General features: G+C 72.0%; 11 protein-coding genes. 7 read left to right on the top strand and 4 right to left on the bottom strand.

The genetic code is table 11. The features are described 5' to 3' along the window. Positions 1 to 27: 27 nt before the first annotated feature. The 4 genes from pulA (at position 28) to ACZ4WV_RS04705 (ending at position 10,958) form a co-directional block, all read left to right on the top strand. Positions 28 to 5,586 carry a pullulanase-type alpha-1,6-glucosidase gene (pulA, locus tag ACZ4WV_RS04720; protein WP_465742759.1) on the top strand — a complete coding sequence of 1,853 codons (5,559 nt, stop codon included), beginning with the start codon at positions 28 to 30 and terminating at the stop codon, positions 5,584 to 5,586. 591 nt (positions 5,587 to 6,177) lie between these two features. Further along, on the top strand, positions 6,178 to 8,514 hold the full coding sequence (locus ACZ4WV_RS04715) for a M4 family metallopeptidase (protein WP_465742757.1): 2,337 nt from the start codon (positions 6,178 to 6,180) through the stop codon (positions 8,512 to 8,514). A gap of 347 nt (positions 8,515 to 8,861) precedes the next feature. Beyond that, positions 8,862 to 10,625, top strand: a complete 1,764-nt coding sequence (locus tag ACZ4WV_RS04710) for a carbohydrate-binding module family 20 domain-containing protein (RefSeq protein ID WP_465742756.1) — start codon at positions 8,862 to 8,864, stop codon at positions 10,623 to 10,625. A 111-nt stretch (positions 10,626 to 10,736) separates the two neighbouring features. Beyond that, positions 10,737 to 10,958: a hypothetical protein gene (locus ACZ4WV_RS04705; protein WP_465742754.1), complete on the top strand. Its 222-nt coding sequence runs from the start codon at positions 10,737 to 10,739 to the stop codon at positions 10,956 to 10,958. Positions 10,959 to 11,030: 72 nt separating this feature from the next. Here the strand turns inward: ACZ4WV_RS04705 and ACZ4WV_RS04700 are convergent, their stop codons facing one another. Then, positions 11,031 to 11,780 (bottom strand): SDR family oxidoreductase, encoded by a 750-nt coding sequence (locus tag ACZ4WV_RS04700; protein WP_465743250.1) that lies wholly within the window; start codon positions 11,778 to 11,780, stop codon positions 11,031 to 11,033. A 520-nt stretch (positions 11,781 to 12,300) separates the two neighbouring features. Here ACZ4WV_RS04700 and ACZ4WV_RS04695 point away from each other — a divergent pair. Continuing rightward, positions 12,301 to 13,356 (top strand): alpha/beta hydrolase, encoded by a 1,056-nt coding sequence (locus ACZ4WV_RS04695; protein ID WP_465742752.1) that lies wholly within the window; start codon positions 12,301 to 12,303, stop codon positions 13,354 to 13,356. A 161-nt stretch (positions 13,357 to 13,517) separates the two neighbouring features. Continuing rightward, complete coding sequence (locus ACZ4WV_RS04690; RefSeq protein WP_465742750.1) at positions 13,518 to 14,372, top strand: hemerythrin domain-containing protein; 855 nt, start codon at positions 13,518 to 13,520, stop codon at positions 14,370 to 14,372. A 108-nt stretch (positions 14,373 to 14,480) separates the two neighbouring features. On the opposite strand, the gene ACZ4WV_RS04685 is transcribed toward ACZ4WV_RS04690, so the two are convergent. The 3 genes from ACZ4WV_RS04685 to ACZ4WV_RS04675 all read right to left on the bottom strand — a co-directional run bounded on the left by ACZ4WV_RS04685 (position 14,481) and on the right by ACZ4WV_RS04675 (position 16,525). After that, the gene (locus ACZ4WV_RS04685) at positions 14,481 to 15,077 is read right to left on the bottom strand and encodes a DUF6891 domain-containing protein (RefSeq protein WP_465742748.1); all 597 of its coding nucleotides are present in this window, start codon (positions 15,075 to 15,077) and stop codon (positions 14,481 to 14,483) included. A gap of 185 nt (positions 15,078 to 15,262) precedes the next feature. Then, the gene (locus tag ACZ4WV_RS04680) at positions 15,263 to 15,808 is read right to left on the bottom strand and encodes an FHA domain-containing protein (RefSeq protein WP_465742746.1); all 546 of its coding nucleotides are present in this window, start codon (positions 15,806 to 15,808) and stop codon (positions 15,263 to 15,265) included. Positions 15,809 to 15,967: 159 nt separating this feature from the next. Next, positions 15,968 to 16,525, bottom strand: a complete 558-nt coding sequence (locus ACZ4WV_RS04675) for a DUF1697 domain-containing protein (RefSeq protein WP_465742744.1) — start codon at positions 16,523 to 16,525, stop codon at positions 15,968 to 15,970. Between the two features lie 159 nt (positions 16,526 to 16,684). Between ACZ4WV_RS04675 and ACZ4WV_RS04670 the strand changes: the two genes are divergently transcribed. Further along, a complete protein-coding gene (locus ACZ4WV_RS04670; protein WP_465742742.1) occupies positions 16,685 to 17,155 on the top strand; it encodes a pyridoxamine 5'-phosphate oxidase family protein in 471 nt (156 codons plus the stop codon). The last annotated feature ends 22 nt before the right edge of the window (positions 17,156 to 17,177 follow it).

The following is a 17,177-nucleotide window of genomic DNA, read 5'->3' as shown; positions in this document are numbered from 1 at the left end:
CCCTTCCCCCCTTAAGGGAGCCCCTCAGTGGCCGATACGCCGCTCCGCCCCCGCCGGAGCAGTCCCCGCCGGAGCCGTCCCCGTCGCAGACCCGGCCGCACCGCCGTGCTGCTGGCCGCCGCGCTGACCGCCGCCACCCTCGGCGGCGCCCCCGCGGCCCTCGCCGCCGCCCCGCCGCCCCCGCCCTCGGACGCCGCGCTGGCGGCCACCGCCGGGCGGCACGACCTCACCCGCGAGCAGTTCTACTTCGTCCTGCCCGACCGCTTCGCCGACGGCGACGCCTCCAACGACACCGGGGGCATCACCGGCGGTCGGCTGGAGAACGGCTTCGACCCCGCCGACAAGGGCTTCTACCACGGCGGCGACCTGGCCGGACTGATCCAGAAGCTCGACTACATCCAGAACCTCGGCACCACCGCCATCTGGATGGCACCCATCTTCAAGAACAAGCCGGTGCAGGGCAGCGGGGCCGAAGCCTCGGCCGGCTACCACGGCTACTGGATCACCGACTTCACCCAGGTCGACCCGCACTTCGGCACCAACGAGCAACTGAAGGAGCTGATAGCCAAGGCGCACGCGCGCGGCATCAAGGTCTTCTTCGACGTCATCACCAACCACACCGCCGACGTCATCGACGACGCCGAGCAGCAGCACGGCTACCGCTCCACCGGCGCGTACCCGACGCTCGACGCCGACGGCAACCCCGTCGACGAGACCGCGCTCGCCGACGCCCGTGCGCCGTGGCCGAAGACCACCAAGGACTCCTTCCCCTACACCCCGGTCTTCCGCACCCCCGCCGACGCCCGTGCCAAGACCCCGGCCTGGCTCAACGACCCGGCGCTCTACCACAACCGGGGCGACTCGACCTTCGTCGGCGAGTCCGCCACCGAGGGCGACTTCAGCGGCCTGGACGACCTGGACACCCAGAACCCCCGGGTGGTGAAGGGCTTCGAGCAGGTCTACCAGCAGTGGGTCGAGGACACCGGCGTGGACGGCTTCCGGATCGACACCGTCAAGCACGTCGACCTGGCGTTCTGGCAGCAGTGGGCGCCCGCGCTCAAGGACTTCGCCGCCAAGCAGGGCAACAAGAGGTTCTTCATGTTCGGCGAGGTCTACTCCGGCGACCCGGCCGTGACCTCGCCGTACGTCACGCGGGGCAAGCTGCAGGCCACCCTCGACTTCCCGTTCCAGGGTGCGGCCCGCTCCTACGTCTCGCAGGGCGGCTCGGCCAGGAACCTCGCCGACCTGTACGCCCAGGACTACCGCTACACCAGCGCCGACACCGACGCGTACGAGCTGCCGACCTTCCTCGGCAACCACGACATGGGCCGCTTCGGCTCCTTCCTGCTCGCCGACAACCCGGGCGCCGACGACGCGACCCTGCTCAGGAAGGACCGGCTCGGCAACGAGCTGCAGTTCCTCACCCGCGGCCAGCCCGTCGTCTACTACGGCGACGAGCAGGGCTTCACCGGCGCGGGCGGCGACAAGGACGCCCGGCAGGACATGTTCGCCTCCAAGACGCCGTCGTACAACGGTGACCGGGTGCTCGGCGGCGCCTCAGGGCCGGCCGACCGGTACGGGCAGGGCGGCGAGCTCTACCAGGGCATCGCGGGGCTGGCCGAGCTGCGCCGCGCCAACCCGGCCCTGGCCGACGGCGCGCAGATCGAGCGCTACGCCGCCGACGGCGCGGGCGTGTACGCGTTCTCCCGGATCGACGCGGGCCAGCAGGTCGAGTACCTGGTGGCGGTCAACAACGCCACCGAGGCGAAGACCGTCACCCTGGACACCTTCTCCCCGGGCATGGGCTTCGACCCGATCTACCCCTCCGCCGGGCCGCGGATCACCAGCGGCGCGGACCGCAAGGTCACGGTGACCGTGCCGGCGCTCTCCTCCGTGGTGCTCAAGGCCGCCGCCAAGCTCGCCCCGGTGGCCGCCGCGCCCCAGCTGTCGGTGCAGCCGCCGGCGGACGGCTCGACCGGCGCCGTCACGGTCGGCGCCACGGCGGACGGCGGCGGCTTCAACCGGGTCGGTTTCGCCGCCCAGATCGGCAACGGGCCCTGGCAGACCCTGGGCACCGCCGACACCGGCCCGGCCGGTCCCGACGGCCGACGGCACTTCGCGGTGACCGAGGACCTCGGCGCGGTCGCGCCCGGCACGGTGGTGCGGTACAAGGCCGTCGTGCAGGACTCCAGCGGCCACCTGCGCTCCGCCACCGCGAGCTTCACCACCGGCACCCCCGCCCCCAAGCCGGTGCCCACCGCCGGCGCCCGCCCGTACGCCGTCGTCCACTACCACCGGCCGGACGGCGACTACGACGGCTGGAACCTCTACGCCTGGGGCGACCTCGCCGACGGCGAGGGCACCTCGTGGCCCGCCGGGCACCCCTTCACCGGACGGGACGCGTACGGCGCCTTCGCCTACGTGCGGCTGAAGCCGGGGGCCTCGGACATCGGCTTCATCGTCGAGCGCAACGGCGCCAAGGACGTGGACGCCGACCGCCACCTCGACGTCGGCACCACCGGCGAAGTCTGGCTGGAGCAGGGCGACCCGACCGTCCGCACCACCGACCCCGGCCCGCCGAGCACTCCGCCCGCCGGCACCGCCGTCATCCACTACAACCGCGCCGACGGGAACTACGACGGCTGGGGCCTGCACGACTGGACCGGCGCCGCCGCCCCCACCGACTGGGGCAAACCGCTGATGCCGGCCCGCCGGGACGCCTTCGGCGCCGTCTTCGAGGTGCCGCTCGCCCCCGGCGCGACCAGCCTCAGCTACATCCTGCACAACGGCAACGACAAGGACCTGCCCGCCGACCAGTCGCTGGACTTCGCCGTCAACGGCAGGGAGGTGTGGATCCTCGGCGGCCGGGAGGGCTACCTGCTGCCGCAGAACCCCGCCGCCTCCGCGCAGCTGGACCTCTCCGGCGCCAAGGCCCAGTGGATCGACGCGAAGACCGTCGTCGTCCCGGCGAACTACGGCGCCACCGACCAGGCCCTGGCCGGCGGCACCAGCGCCCAGCTCGTCTACGACCCCGAGGGCGGCATTGCCGCCGACAAGGGCGCGCTGACCAAGCCCGGCCGGTGGATCCGGCTCGAACCCGTCGCCGGCGGGCTGACCGACGCCCAGAAGGCGAAGTACCCGCACCTGGCGGGCTACCGGGCCTTCACCGTGGACGCCCGGGACACCGCCCGCGTCGCGGCCGCCCTGCGCAGCCAGCTGCTGTTCACCGAACACCTGCCGAGCGGCGCGGTGCTGGCCGGCACGGGCGTCCAGACCCCGGGCGTGCTGGACGACCTGTACGCGAGCCGCACCGGCAAGGTGGACTTCGGCCCGGCCTACTACGACGGCAAGCTCGCGCTCTCACTCTGGGCGCCGACCGCCCAGGAGGTGTCCGTCCAGGTCTTCGACGGCGCCACCGGGGGCACCCCGAGGACGCTGCCGCTGAAACGGGACGACGAGACCGGGGTGTGGGAAGTCGTCCGTGACAAGCGAGAGTTGGACGGCAAGTACTACCTGTACCAGGTGAAGGTCTGGGCGCCGTCGGTGCGCCGGCTGGTGGTCAACACCGTCACCGACCCGTACTCGGTGGCGTTGTCCACCGACTCCCGGCGCAGCCTGGTCGCCGACCTGGACGCCAAGGAGCTCAAGCCGCAGGGCTGGGACGACCAGCCCCGCCCGGCGGCCGTCCCGCCCGGGAAGGAGCAGATCCAGGAACTGCACGTCCGGGATTTCTCGGTGGCGGACACCACCGTCCCGGAGGCCGAGCGCGGTACCTACCTGGCGTTCACCGAGTCGAACTCGGCCGGGATGCGGCACCTGCGGGACCTCGCCAAGGCCGGGGTCACCACCGTGCACCTGCTGCCCACCTTCGACATCGCCACCATCCACGAGAACCGGGCGGACCAGAAGCTGCCGGCCTGCGACCTCGCGTCCCTGCCGCCGGACAGCCCGAAGCAGCAGGAGTGCGTGGCGGCCGTCGCCGCCGACGACGCCTACAACTGGGGCTACGACCCGCTGCACTACAACGTGCCGGAGGGCTCGTACGCCACCGATCCATCCGGCACCGCCCGGACCGTGCAGTTCCGGCGGATGGTCCAGGCGATGCACGCGGCGGGCCTGCGGGTGGTGCTGGACGTGGTCTACAACCACACCGCCGCCGCCGGCCAGGCCGAGCACTCGGTGCTGGACCAGGTCGTCCCCGGCTACTACCAGCGGCTGGACGCCGACGGCAAGGTCACCGCGGACAGCTGCTGCGCCGACACCGCGCCGGAGCACGCCATGATGAACCGGCTGGTGGTGGACTCGGTGACACTGTGGGCCCGCGAGTACCAGGTCGACGGCTTCCGCTTCGACCTGATGGGGATCGACCCGAAGTCCACCATGCTGGACGTGCAGGCCGCGCTGCGGAAGATGACGCCCGCCTCGGACGGCGTGGACGGCAGGAACGTCTTCCTCTACGGCGAGGGCTGGAACTTCGGCGTCGTCGCCAACAACGCCCGGTTCGAGCAGGCCACCCAGCAGAACATGGCCGGCACCGGCATCGCCACCTTCGACGACCGGCTCCGGGACGCCGCCCGCGGCGGCAACTTCATGCTGGACTCCGCGCCGCAGCAGGGCTTCGCCTCGGGTCTGTACACCGACCCCAACGGCTCGCCCGCGAACGGCGGTCCGCAGGAGCAGAAGGCCCGGCTGCTGCACCAGATGGACCAGCTGAAGGTCGGGCTGACCGGCAACCTGGCCGGCTACTCGTTCACCGACAGCTCGGGCAGGACCGTCACCGGCGCCCAGGTCGACTACAACGGTGCCCCGACGGGGTACGCGGCCGAGCCGGGCGAGGCGGTGGAGTACGTGGACGCCCACGACAACACCGACCTGTTCGACGCGCTCGCGTACAAGCTGCCGACCGGCACCGCGCCCGCCGACCGGGCCCGGATGCAGGCGCTCGGGCTGTCGCTGACCGCGCTCACCCAGGGCGCGGGCTTCGCGCAGGCCGGCAGCGACCTGTTGCGCTCCAAGTCGCTGGACTCCAACGCCTACGACTCGGGCGACTGGTTCAACGCCATCCACTGGCCCGATCCCTCGACGGGGGCCGTCCAGGGCAACGGCTGGGGCCGCGGTCTGCCGATGGCGAAGGACAACCAGCAGATGTGGCCGACCGCCCGGGCCCTGCTGGCCGACCCCCGGCTGACCGTGGGTGCGGCCGACGTCCGGGCGACGACCGCGCAGTTCCAGGACTTCCTGCGGATCAAGCAGTCCTCGCCGCTGTTCTCGCTGCCCACCCTGGCCGACGTCCAGCAGCGGCTGTCGTATCCGCTTTCCGGCACGTCCGGCGAGACGCCGGGGGTGATCACCCTGCACCTGGACGGCTCCGGACTGGCGGGCGCGGAGAAGGGCATCACGGTGGTCTTCAACGCGACTCCCACCGCGCAGACCCAGGCGGTGGCCGGGCTGCGGGGGACGAGCCAGGCGCTGCACCCGGTCCAGGCCTCCGGGGTGGACCAGGTGGTGAAGCAGTCCGGCTTCGACGCCGCGACCGGGACGTTCACCGTGCCGGGCCGCACCGTGGCGGTGTTCGTCCAGACATGAGATGACTGGCGGGACTGGCCTGACTGGTCCCGAGCTGTCCGGTGATTCCCGGGCCCCGCACCGCCGTTGAGGCCGGTGCGGGGCCCGGTTCCGTTTCCGCCGGACAATGGCCGGAATCCGGCGGTGGCACGGCCGGAACTGTGACGTGCAACGCCCGCCGGGCGCTGCCGTCCATCCCGGGGTGGCGGCACCGGCTCTGAGTGCTGGTCAGTCACCTCCGGTAGTGATCGAACCTTTCCGGGGGCATGAAAACCGTGTTCAAGACTTGGTCATGCGGTAACACAACTGACGAACTGTCGTGCATACGGTTTCGGTAATTAATCGGCCAATCAGTGGCATGCATCTGTCATTAACGGCGCGTTTGCTGCCACGATTCCTCCGGCTGCAGACGAGGGGGCCCCACCTCCCGGTGCAGCTGTCCCTACTGAGGTGCAGCGCGTCCCGACCTTGCAACGAGCGCCCGAAACGCCCCAGTGGGCACCGCAACCGCACCCCCGTCGCACCAGCCGGGGGCCCCCACTGCGCCGCAACCCCGCGGCCCAGGTTCTCTCCACCGTGCGCGAACCGGCGCCGGTCGGAAAAGGAGTCCGCATGTCACGTTCCGCTCGCACCCGGAAGGCGGCCGTCGTCCTCGCCGCCACCACGGCGCTGCTGGTCACCGGAATACCGGTGATCGCGCAGGCGGCACCGGCCCAGGACGCGCCGGCCGCCGTCGCCGCCCAGCAGACCTCCCGGGCCGCGCTGATCGCCTCGGCGAACCAGCAGACCGCCTCCCTCGCCCAGGCGCTCGGTCTTGACGGCAAGGAGCAGCTGGTCACCAAGGACGTCGTCCAGGACGCCAACGGCGGTCGCCACCTGCGCTACGAGCGCACCTACGCCGGACTCCCCGTACTCGGCGGCGACCTGGTCGTGCACCAGGACGCCTCCGGCGCCACCAAGAGCGTGACCAAGGCCAGCGAGGCCAGCCTCGCGGGTGTCGACACCACGCCCGCCCTGGCCGCCCCCAAGGCCAAGGAGGCCGCCCTCGCCGCCGAGCAGGGCACCGTCGACACCGCCCCGCGCCTGGTCGTCTGGGCCGCCGACGGCACTCCCAAGCTCGCCTGGGAGACGGTCGTCAACGGCCGCGAGTCCGACGGCACCCCGAGCAAGCTGCACGTCGTCACCGACGCCAAGACCGGTGCCGTCCTGAGCAAGGCCGACGGCATCCAGCGCGGCAGCGGCACCGGCGTCTTCGTCGGCAACGTCCCGCTGACCACGACCCAGAGCGGCTCGACCTACTCGCTCAAGGACGCCTCCCGCGGCGGCCAGTACACCACCGACATGAAGAACGGCACCAGCGGCAACGGCACGCTGTTCTCGAAGTCCTCCGACACCTGGGGCAACGGCCAGGCCAGCAACCGCGAGTCGGCGGCCGTGGACGCGCAGTACGGCGCGGCGGCCACCTGGGACTTCTACAAGAACACCTTCGGCCGCAGCGGCATCAGGAACGACGGCGTCGGCGCCATGAGCCGGGTCCACTACGACACCGGCTACGTCAACGCGTTCTGGGACGACTCCTGCTTCTGCATGACCTACGGCGACGGCTCCGGCGACACCCACCCGCTCACCGAACTCGACGTGGCCGGCCACGAGATGAGCCACGGCGTCACCGCGGCCACCGCCAACCTGAACTACTCGGGTGAGTCCGGCGGCCTCAACGAGGCCACCTCGGACATCATGGGCTCGATGGTCGAGTTCTACGCGAACCTGGCCGCCGACACCCCGGACTACCTGATCGGCGAGCTGATCGACATCAACGGCAACGGCACGCCGCTGCGCTACATGGACAAGCCCTCCAAGGACGGCCAGTCCGCCGACTCCTGGTACTCGGGCGTCGGTAACCTGGACGTCCACTACTCGTCCGGTGTGGCGAACCACTTCTTCTACCTGCTGGCCGAGGGCAGCGGCGCCAAGGTGATCAACGGCGTCAGCTACAACAGCCCGACGGTCAACAACATCACCGTCACCGGCATCGGCCGGGACAAGGCGGAGCAGGTCTGGTACAAGGCGCTCACCGCGTACATGACCTCCACCACCGACTACGCCGCCGCCCGCACCGCGACCCTGAACGCGGCCACCGACCTGTACGGCGCGAACAGCGCCGAGTACAACGCGGTCGCCACCGCCTGGGCCGCCGTCAACGTCGGCTCGCTGCCGAACCCCGGTGGCGTCACCGTCACCAGCCCGGGCAACCAGTCCACCGCGGTGGGCGGTTCGGTCAACCTGCAGATCAAGGCCTCGGGCGGCACCGCTCCGCTGTCGTACTCGGCCACCGGTCTGCCGGCCGGCCTGGTCATCAACGCCGGCACCGGCGTGATCACCGGCTCCCCGACCGCCGCGGGCACCTCGAACGTGACGGTCACGGTGAAGGACTCGGCGGGCAAGTCCGGTTCGACCAGCTTCACCTGGACGGTCACCGGTGGTGGCGGTGGTACCTGCACCCCGGCGCAGCTGCTGGGCAACCAGGGCTTCGAGACGGGCACGGCGGCGCCGTGGACGGCCAGTTCGGGCGTGGTGGACAACAGTTCCTCGCAGGCGGCGCACGGCGGCAGCTGGAAGGCGTGGCTGAACGGGTACGGCAGTGCCCACACCGACTCGCTGTCCCAGACGGTGGCGATCCCGGCGGGCTGCAAGGCGACGCTGAGCTTCTGGCTGCACATCGACACCGCCGAGACGGGGACCACGGCGTACGACAAGCTGACCGTGTCGGTCAACGGCACCGCGCTGAAGACCTACTCCAACGCGGACGCCGCGGCCGGCTACCAGCAGCGGACCTTCGACCTGTCGGCCTACGCGGGCCAGACGGTCACCCTCAAGTTCAACGGCGTCGAGGACTCCTCGCTGCAGACCAGCTTCGTGATCGACGACACCTCCATCCAGACCGGCTGAGGCCGCACCGGCTCCTGAGGGGCCGGTGAACCAGGACAGGTGAGGGGCCCGGCGGCTACGGCTGCCGGGCCCTTGTCGTCTGCCCGGGGGCCGGTGGGCGGGCGTTGCGAGAGGGCTTAGGACTCGGCGGTAGGGGCGTCGCGAAAGCGTTCAGGGCTCGGCGGTACAGGCGTTGCGGAAACGTTCCGTCCGGACCCTTGACGGCCCCTTCGGGCCGCCCTAAGTTCAGCGCTGCAAGTTTCCGGCAAGTTACAGAAACTTCCTGCAGATTTCACCGCGACCGGTCCCCAGCCGGCCGCGGGCCCCCACCCCGGCTGCCCCACCCCAGCCGACCCCCAGGAGACGACGTGGTCACCACCGCCCCCACCCTCCCCCAGCCTTCGGCCGGCGGGACCCCCAGGCGCGCCCGCGCGGCCGGCGCGCTCGCCGCCTCGGCGGCGCTCTCGCTCTCGTTCGCCACCGCGCTCGGCGCCCCCGCCGCCCAGGCCGCCCCGCCCGCGAACAACGGCAAGGACGTCACCGCCACCCTCTTCGAGTGGCGCTTCGACTCGGTCGCCCAGGCCTGCACCTCCACCCTCGGCCCGAAGGGCTACGGCTTCGTCGAGGTCTCGCCGCCCCAGGAGCACATCCAGGGCCCGCAGTGGTGGACCTCCTACCAGCCGGTCGGCTACCGGATCGCCGGGCGGCTCGGAGACCGCACCTCCTTCAAGAACATGGTCGACACCTGCCACGCGGCGGGGGTCAAGGTGATCGCCGACGCGGTGGTGAACCACATGGCGGCCGGCTCCGGAACCGGCACCGGCGGCACCGTCTACAGCAAGTACGACTACCCCGGCACCTACCAGGACCAGGACTTCCACGGCTGCCGCCAGCCGATCAGCGACTACCAGAACCGCACCGACGTGCAGACCTGCGAGCTGGTCAATCTGGCCGATCTGGACACCGGCAGCGCCTACGTCCAGAGCACCATCGCGCAGTACCTGGACGACCTGGCCTCGCTGGGCGTGGACGGCTACCGGATCGACGCCGCCAAGCACATCGCCGCCACCGACCTCGCCGCGATCAAGGCCAAGATGGCCAACCCCGACGCCTACTGGGTGCAGGAGGTCATCTACGGCGCCGGGGAGCCGATCCAGCCCTCCGAGTACACCGGCACCGGAGACGTCGACGAGTTCCGGGTCGGCACCGACCTCAAGCGCGTGTTCACCAGCGACAAGCTGGCCGGTCTCAGCAACTGGGGCGCCTCCTGGGGCTACCTGCCGAGCAACCAGGCGCGCAGCTTCGTCGACAACTGGGACACCGAGCGCAACGGCTCCACCCTCAACTACACCTACGGCAACACTTACACGCTCGCCAACGTCTTCCTGCTGGCCTCGACCTACGGCTCGCCCAACGTCTACTCCGGCTACGGCTTCACCAACAAGGACGACGGCCCGCCGAACGGCGGCACCGTGAACGCCTGCTACCAGGACGGCTGGAACTGCACCCACGCCTGGCGGCAGATCGCCAACATGGTCGGCTTCCGCAACGCCGTCGCGGGCACCGGGGTGACCGACTGGTGGTCCAACGGCAACAACGCGATCGCCTTCGGCCGCGGCAACCGGGGCTACGTCGCGATCAACCACGAGAGCGGCGCGATCACCCAGACCTTCCAGACCGGTCTGCCGGCCGGCACGTACTGCGACGTCCAGCACGGCGACCCGCAGCCGGGCGGAGGCTGCACCGGCCCGACCTACCAGGTCGGTGCCAACGGGCAGTTCACCGCGACGGTCGGCGCGGGCGACGCGGTCGCGCTGTACGTCCAGCCCGGGGCGGCCGTCTCCGGCGCCTCGTTCAACGTCAACGCGACGACCTCGTACGGTCAGAACCTCTATGTGGTCGGTGACGTCCCCGCTCTCGGAGGCTGGGACCCGGGCAAGGCGCTGCCGCTCTCCTCGGCCGGCTACCCGGTCTGGTCGCTCGCGCTCTCCCTGCCGGGCGGCACCGCGTTCCAGTACAAGTACGTCCGCAAGGACGCGAGCGGCGCGGTGACCTGGGAGTCCGGGGCCAACCGGACGGCGACGGTGCCCTCCTCCGGGACGGTCACGCTGAACGACAGCTGGCGTCCGTAGTTCCACGACCTCCTGGGACCCCCGTCAGCCCAGGCTGACCGGGGTCCCTCGTCGGAGTGGCCGCGCCGTTTCAAACCGCCCGTGCGGGGGGCGCGCTGGCACCATCACGGGATGAGAGCCACCCCCCTCGTCCTGGACCTCGAACTGTGCGGCGGCCGCTGGGACGGCCACCGCAAGCGCGTCAACGCCGACGCCCCGCCACCCGCCCTGCGGATGGTGCTCCGTGCCCAACTGCCCGCCGCCGAGGACGGCGAGTACTGGCCGACCACCAGCGTCTACCGGCTGGAGCAGGAGGACGGCGCCCTGCGCTACCGCTACTCGCACGACGAGTAGCCGGCCCGTCCTCAGCCCCGCCCTCAGCCCTGGCCTCGGCCCCGTCCTCAGCCCCGCCCCTCGGCCCCGTCCTCAGCCCCGCCCGATGTACGGCATCGCCGTCGCCATGACGGTGGCGAACTGCACATTGGCCTCCAGCGGCAGCGCGGCCATATGCCGTACGGTGCGCGCCACGTCGGCCACGTCCATGGTCGGCTCGGCCGCGATCCGACCGTCCGCCTGCCGCACACCCGCGCTCATCGCGGCCGTCATGTCGGTCGCCGCGTTGCCGATGTCGATCTGCCCGCAGGCGATCCGGTACGGGCGGCCGTCCAGCGAGAGCGACTTGGTCAGCCCGGTCACGGCGTGCTTGGTCGCGGTGTAGGCGATCGAGTGCGGGCGCGGGACGTGCGCGGAGATCGAACCGTTGTTGATGATCCGGCCGCCCTGCGGGGTCTGGGCCCGCATCTGCCGGAAGGCGGCCCGGGCGCAGAGGAAGGCGCCGGTCAGATTGAGGTCGACCACCGCCCGCCAGTCCTCCACCGCCAACTCGTCCACCGGGGCGGCCGGGCCGAAGGTGCCGGCGTTGTTGAACAGCAGGTCGACCCGGCCGTGACGCTCGACGGCCGTCGCGAACAGCGCGTCCACCGCCGCCGGGTCGGTGACGTCCGTCGGCACCACGTCGGCCGGAACGGCGCAGAGCGCGGCGGTCTCCCGCAGCGGCTCGGCCCGGCGCCCGGCCAGCACCACCCGCCAGCCGGCCGCGGCCAGCTCGACCGCGACGGCCCGGCCGACCCCGCTGCCGGCCCCGGTGACGACGGCGGCGCCGGCCGTGTCGGCCATGCCGCCGGCTCCGGGGCCGGCAGCGGGGGTGGCGGCGATCTCTTCGGACATGGGTCCTCCTCGGTGGACGGGGGCGGGTGCGGTCACTCTCCGGGCGTCAGAGGAGATCGTTCCGGATGCGCGGGGCGCCGTCACTGGTCGAAGCGCCCAAAACGCGCACGGGCCGACCGGTCGGCGGCTGTGGCCGCCGCTGATCGGCCCCGCCCAGCGGCCCCGCTCAGCCACCCCGGCGGGAGACCCCCGCCGACGGGCCCCCGCCGACCAGCCCCCGCCGACCGGCGGGAGCGGTGAAGGCCTTTACCCGATCACGAACAAACATTGGATTTCCGGTGGTGACCTCGCAACCGGTCCGCCCCGGCCCACGTCATAAGATCGCAGGAAGGTGCGCCTCCGGTAGGGACGGTGCGCCCACCGCTCCGGGGCCGCACCAGCGACGCGCCCCCGGGCCTGTCCGGCCCCACCGGGGGGCCGCCGCCCGGTCAGACGGACCGGGCGTGACATCGGTCGGAGAGTCCTCACCGTGCTTAGGCAGTCGTCCCGTTCCCGTGCCGTCCTGACCGGCGCCGCCGTCCTCGCCCTGGCCGCCTCGCTCGCGGCCTGCGGGAGTTCCGACGGCGGGAAGGGAAACGTCTCCGCGGACGGTACCCCGGTCTCGACCGGCTCCGCGGGCGGCGCGACCACCGCGGGCAGCGCCTCCACCGCGCCCTCCGCCGAGCAGCCCACCCCCGGCAACGGGAAGGTGCTGATGCCGACCGGCCCGGCCGCGACCATGAACAAGGCCCGGGACACCGCGGCCGGCCCGATCATGACGACCAAGGTGACCGGCGCCAAGTCCGGAGTCACCGGCCAGGTCTGGGTCTGGCTGCCGCCCGAGTACAACGACCCCAAGTACGCCAGGACCGGCTTCCCGGTGCTCACCCTGTTCGCGGGCGGCCAGAGCAACGGCTACAACACCTGGACCGACAACCAACTGCCGATCCAGGAGGAGGACGCGCGGCTGGTCAAGGAGGGCAAGGCCCATCCGTTCATCATGATCATGCCGGTGCAGAACTTCAACAGCGACGAGAAGAACGCGCTGGACTGTTCCGACATCCCGGGCCAGCCCAAGATGGGCACCTGGATGGCCGAGGACATCCCGGACTGGGTCCGCGCCAACTTCCGCACCCTGAAGGGCCGCGACAGCTGGGGCGTGATGGGGGCCTCCACCGGCGGCTTCTGCAGCGCCAAGCTCGCCCTGCAGCACCCGGAGGTCTACAAGGCGGCGGTGCCGATCGACGGCTACTTCATCCCGGATTCCGGCCTGTGGAAGGGCCACGACGCCGAGAAGCAGGCCAACAACCCCAGCATCCTGGTCACCCAGGGCAAGGCCGACGTGAAGATGTACGTCACCGCGGGCGGCGCCAACGGCTACGAGAAGGACGTCGTCAAGAGCTGGGTCGCCAAGGCCGTGCCGCCGGTCTCGCTCGAGTACTACGAGCAGCCCGGCGGCAAGCACCTCACCTCGGACTTCAAGAAGATGATCCCCGACACCCTGCAGTGGCTCACCAAGAACCTCGCGGGCCCCGCCTCGGACTGATCGTCGCCGCCGTCGGGCGGGCGGGGCTCCGACCCGTGCGCAGGCCTGTGACCTGCGCGTCAATCGGACATTGATTCGCTTCTGATCGACTGCGAGCACCTTGGCTGGGGCGGCCTTCGCGGGCCGCCCCAGCCGTCCTGCCACGTCGTGAAGAGAGCGCCATGCCGATCCGTCTGCTGCCCCCGCCCGCCTCCTCCGTGCCCGCGCAGGCGGGATCCGCCGCCGACTCGCGGGGAACGGACGCGTACGGGCGGACCGCGGACGAGGACCCGGCCACCGTCCGGTTCGCCGGACTGCGGCTGGTGTACGCCGCACTGCGCCGTGACCTCGCCCGGCTGCCCAACGCCCTGCGCCTGCTCCAGCCCGACGAGGAGCACAAGGGCGAGGCGATGCTGCGGCACTGGACCTTCATGACCGCGATGCTCACCTGCCACCACGAGCAGCAGGACACCCGGATCTGGCCGATCGTCCGGCGCTTCGCCCCCGAGCTGCGGCTGCTGCTCAACTGGCTGGAGGCCGACCACCACAACCTCGACCACTCCTTCACCCGGGTCACCACGCTGGTCCGGATCGCCAGCCGGGACACCGGCAGCGCCTGGCCGGTCGCATACGCGATGGAGGATCTGGCGGCCCGGCTGGAGACCCACCTGCGGATCGAGGAGCGGCAGTTGCTGCCCCGGATGGAGCGGGTCGTCGCCGACGGCTCCCGGCTCGGCGGCCTGGGCGAACTGCTCGACCTGCTGCGCTCGGCGGACGGCCCGGGAGCGCCGGACGCGCTGGCCTGGCTGCTGGACGGGGTGGAGCCGACGGTGATCGAGCGGCTGCTGGCCGAGTGCGACGACGACGTGGCCCGCAACTGGCCGCACTGGCAGGCGACCTACCAGCGCTGCACGGCGCCGCTGTGGGGGCGGTCGGGCGACCTGGACGGGGCCGCGATCGACCGCGGGGCGGCCGGGCGGAACCTGAGCATCTTCGGCGAGGGCCTCGGCGGCGGGCTGGAGGGCATCGGCGACTGACCCGCAGCCTTTTAGCGGGCCGTCCATCTACGCGCGTGGCATGGGCTGTTGGCCTATGCTCCTGCCCGGTCGACGGCTCCGAATAGCCCTACGGCTCGGCGCCGGCGCCTATCCCGGCAGGCGGTTGAGCCACTCCAACGGAGTGACCTGGATCGCCCTGTGCGGCGACCCGTCCCACTCCACCGGAAGCCCGACCGCCTCCAGCGCGGCCACCACGGCCCGACCGACCTCGACCGTCCGCCACTCCGACGACTCCTCCGGCTCCTCCTCCGCGGCGCGGAAGCCGCCGTACCGCAGCATCAGCCCCCGCCCGGCTGCCGCCGCCTCGGTGTCCTGCTGGTGGAAGAACACGAAGCCGTACGAGCCCTCGTCGGCCTCCTCGCCGATCTCCGCGTAGCCGCAGCCCGCGCAGCAGGCGAAGTCCACCGCCGCGACGATGCCCTGCTCCTCCAGTGCGTCGAAGGCCACCAGCAGCCGGTCCACGTCCGTGGTCCGCGGCCACTCGGCCTGCTCGGCCAGCCGCTCGGCCCACAGCGGGGCGACGATCCGCTCCGCCTCCCCATGCGTCAGCCCCTGGTTGCCGAGGACGTCGACCAGGGACCCGGCTATCTCCTCCGGCTCCCGGAAGCCGCACCGGATCAACTCGCGAGCCCGCTCCCGGGCTTCGAGCAGCACTTCGGGGCTGAGCGCCGTCTCCTCGGTCATGCCCGCATCCTCACATCCGCCACTGACACGCCGACCCGCCAGACGGTGCGCGGTCGAGGAACTCCGGGGCGAACTGCCCCGAAGGCGCCCGCCCCGGCAGTTGCCGCACTGGTCGTCGGCCGGCGTCGTCGGCGCCGGCGTCGTGACCGCCGGTGCGGGCCGGCGGGCCGGGCGGCCGGTGCGCGTCAGTCCGCGGCGAGCCGGAACTCCAGGTTGCCGAACCGCACCTGGTCGCCCGGCCGGACCGGCACCCCGCCGGCGATCCTCCGTCCGTTCACATGCGTGCCGTTGGTCGACCCCAGGTCGTACAGCACCCAGCCGCCGTTCTCGTGCCGCAGCTCCGCGTGGCGGCGCGAGACCGACGCGTCGTGCAGCCGCAGCCCCGAGCCGGGGACCCGCCCGATCGTCAACTGCCCGGCACCGGCCTGCGGAAGGCTCAGCCCGGGCAGCCGCTCGGTGCGCCAGGCCCGGTTCAGTCGGTCGCCGAAGGCGGACACCCGGCCGACCGTCCGCAGTACGAAGCGCTCCACCGGCCCGCCGGTGGGCAGGCCGGCGACCGCCGCGTCCAACTCGCCCTGACTGCCGGCCTGGAGGACGATCTCCATCCGGCCGAGGAAGGTGTCGTGCGACAGCCGGCCACTGCCCGCGCCCTCGCGCAGCACCCCGAGTGCCGCCTCCCGATCGGCGTCGGAGGGCCGGGCCCGGCCGGCGGGCAGTTCAGGCTGCGTCATGGCCCGATTGTCGGATCGGCCGGCTCGGACTGTCCAGATCACACCGGGCTCCGGCGCGCGGTTCGTACGTCGTCACTGCACTCCAGACGCCCGGACCGGGGGTGCGGTTCCCGCCCGCACTGGCCGACTGACCGTCAGGAGATCTGCTCGGGCAGCCCGTCAGGCCTTGCGGGCGGCCGCCAGGATCTTCTCCGTGGTGTGCAGGAAGCGGGAGGTGGCCGAGCCCCGGTAGCCCTTGCCGAACATGTCCTTGGTGACCCACTTGCCGTTCTGGAGGTGGATCACGACGTACGCGGCCCCGGGGTCGGCGCCCAGCACCTCGACGTCGCCCTTCGGCGAGCGGTGGGGGAGGGGGAAGTCGGCCGGCAGCGGTTCGGTGAGGAAGGCGATCACCAGTCGGACGTCCGGCGTCACCTCCACGCCGCGGAACGGCTCGGCGGCCAGCAGGGCGGCGACCTCGTCGACCGTCCGCAGCAGCACCGGCACCGGGTAGCCGAGTGCCTGCTCCAGGTGCCGCTCGATCCGCCGGGTCAGCGCGGCGCGGTCCGGTTCGTCGGTGTCGGAGGTGTCGAAGAAGACGTTGCCGCTCTGGATGTAGGAGCGGACGTTCCCCAGCCCCAGTTCGGCGAAGAGCGCCCGCAGCCGCTCCATCCGCACCGTCCGGCCGCCGACGTTGACGGCCCGCAGGAACGCGATGTACGTGGTCGTGGTGGTCACCCCGCCAGTGTGGCACCGCCCGCCGCCGACGACCGGTGCCGCCGGGCGACGACGACCGACGACGACCGGTGCCGCGCCCTCCCGCCCGCCGGTAGCCGGCGGCCCCCGCACCGCCGTCCGTACCCGGCGGTTGTCAGTACCGGCTGCCAGACTGGCGCCATGGCTACCTGGCAGGATTTCGAGCACGAGGCACCCGAACTCGCAGCCCTGGTACGGGCCCGGTTCGAGGCGAACAAGCACCACGTCCTGGCGACGCTGCGCAAGGACGGCTCACCCCGGGTGAGCGGCACGGAGATCGAGTTCATCGGCGCCGACGCCTGGCTCGGTTCGATGTACCACGCGGTCAAGGCGCGCGATCTGCAGCGGGACGCCCGCTTCGCGCTGCACGCCCACCCGGGCGACGAGACCATGGCGGGCGGGGACTCCAAGCTCTCCGGCCGGGCGGTGGAGGTCACCGACGAGGACGAGATCGCCGCTTTCTCGGCCGAACTGCCCGAGCCGCCGCCCACCCCGTTCCACCTGTTCCGGCTGGACCTCCGCCAGGTGGTGCACACCGGGCTGGAGGACGACCACCTGCTGGTCCACAACTGGCACCCCGGTCGGCCGGTGGAGACGACCCAGCTCCACTGACCGGCCGGACGGCGCCCGCCGG

Source organism: Kitasatospora sp. NPDC029312 (assembly GCF_055569215.1).
This window is presented reverse-complemented; position numbering and strand designations above follow the sequence as displayed.

Excerpts from the sequence above, each read along its gene's own strand:
- ACZ4WV_RS04715 (WP_465742757.1), top strand. The coding sequence starts at position 6,178 with ATGTCACGTTCCGCTCGCACCCGGAAGGCGGCCGTCGTCCTCGCCGCC.
- ACZ4WV_RS04705 (WP_465742754.1), top strand. The coding sequence starts at position 10,737 with ATGAGAGCCACCCCCCTCGTCCTGGACCTCGAACTGTGCGGCGGCCGC.
- ACZ4WV_RS04700 (WP_465743250.1), bottom strand. The coding sequence starts at position 11,780 with ATGGCCGACACGGCCGGCGCCGCCGTCGTCACCGGGGCCGGCAGCGGG.
- ACZ4WV_RS04690 (WP_465742750.1), top strand. The coding sequence starts at position 13,518 with ATGCCGATCCGTCTGCTGCCCCCGCCCGCCTCCTCCGTGCCCGCGCAG.
- ACZ4WV_RS04685 (WP_465742748.1), bottom strand. The coding sequence starts at position 15,077 with ATGACCGAGGAGACGGCGCTCAGCCCCGAAGTGCTGCTCGAAGCCCGG.
- ACZ4WV_RS04680 (WP_465742746.1), bottom strand. The coding sequence starts at position 15,808 with ATGACGCAGCCTGAACTGCCCGCCGGCCGGGCCCGGCCCTCCGACGCC.
- ACZ4WV_RS04670 (WP_465742742.1), top strand. The coding sequence starts at position 16,685 with ATGGCTACCTGGCAGGATTTCGAGCACGAGGCACCCGAACTCGCAGCC.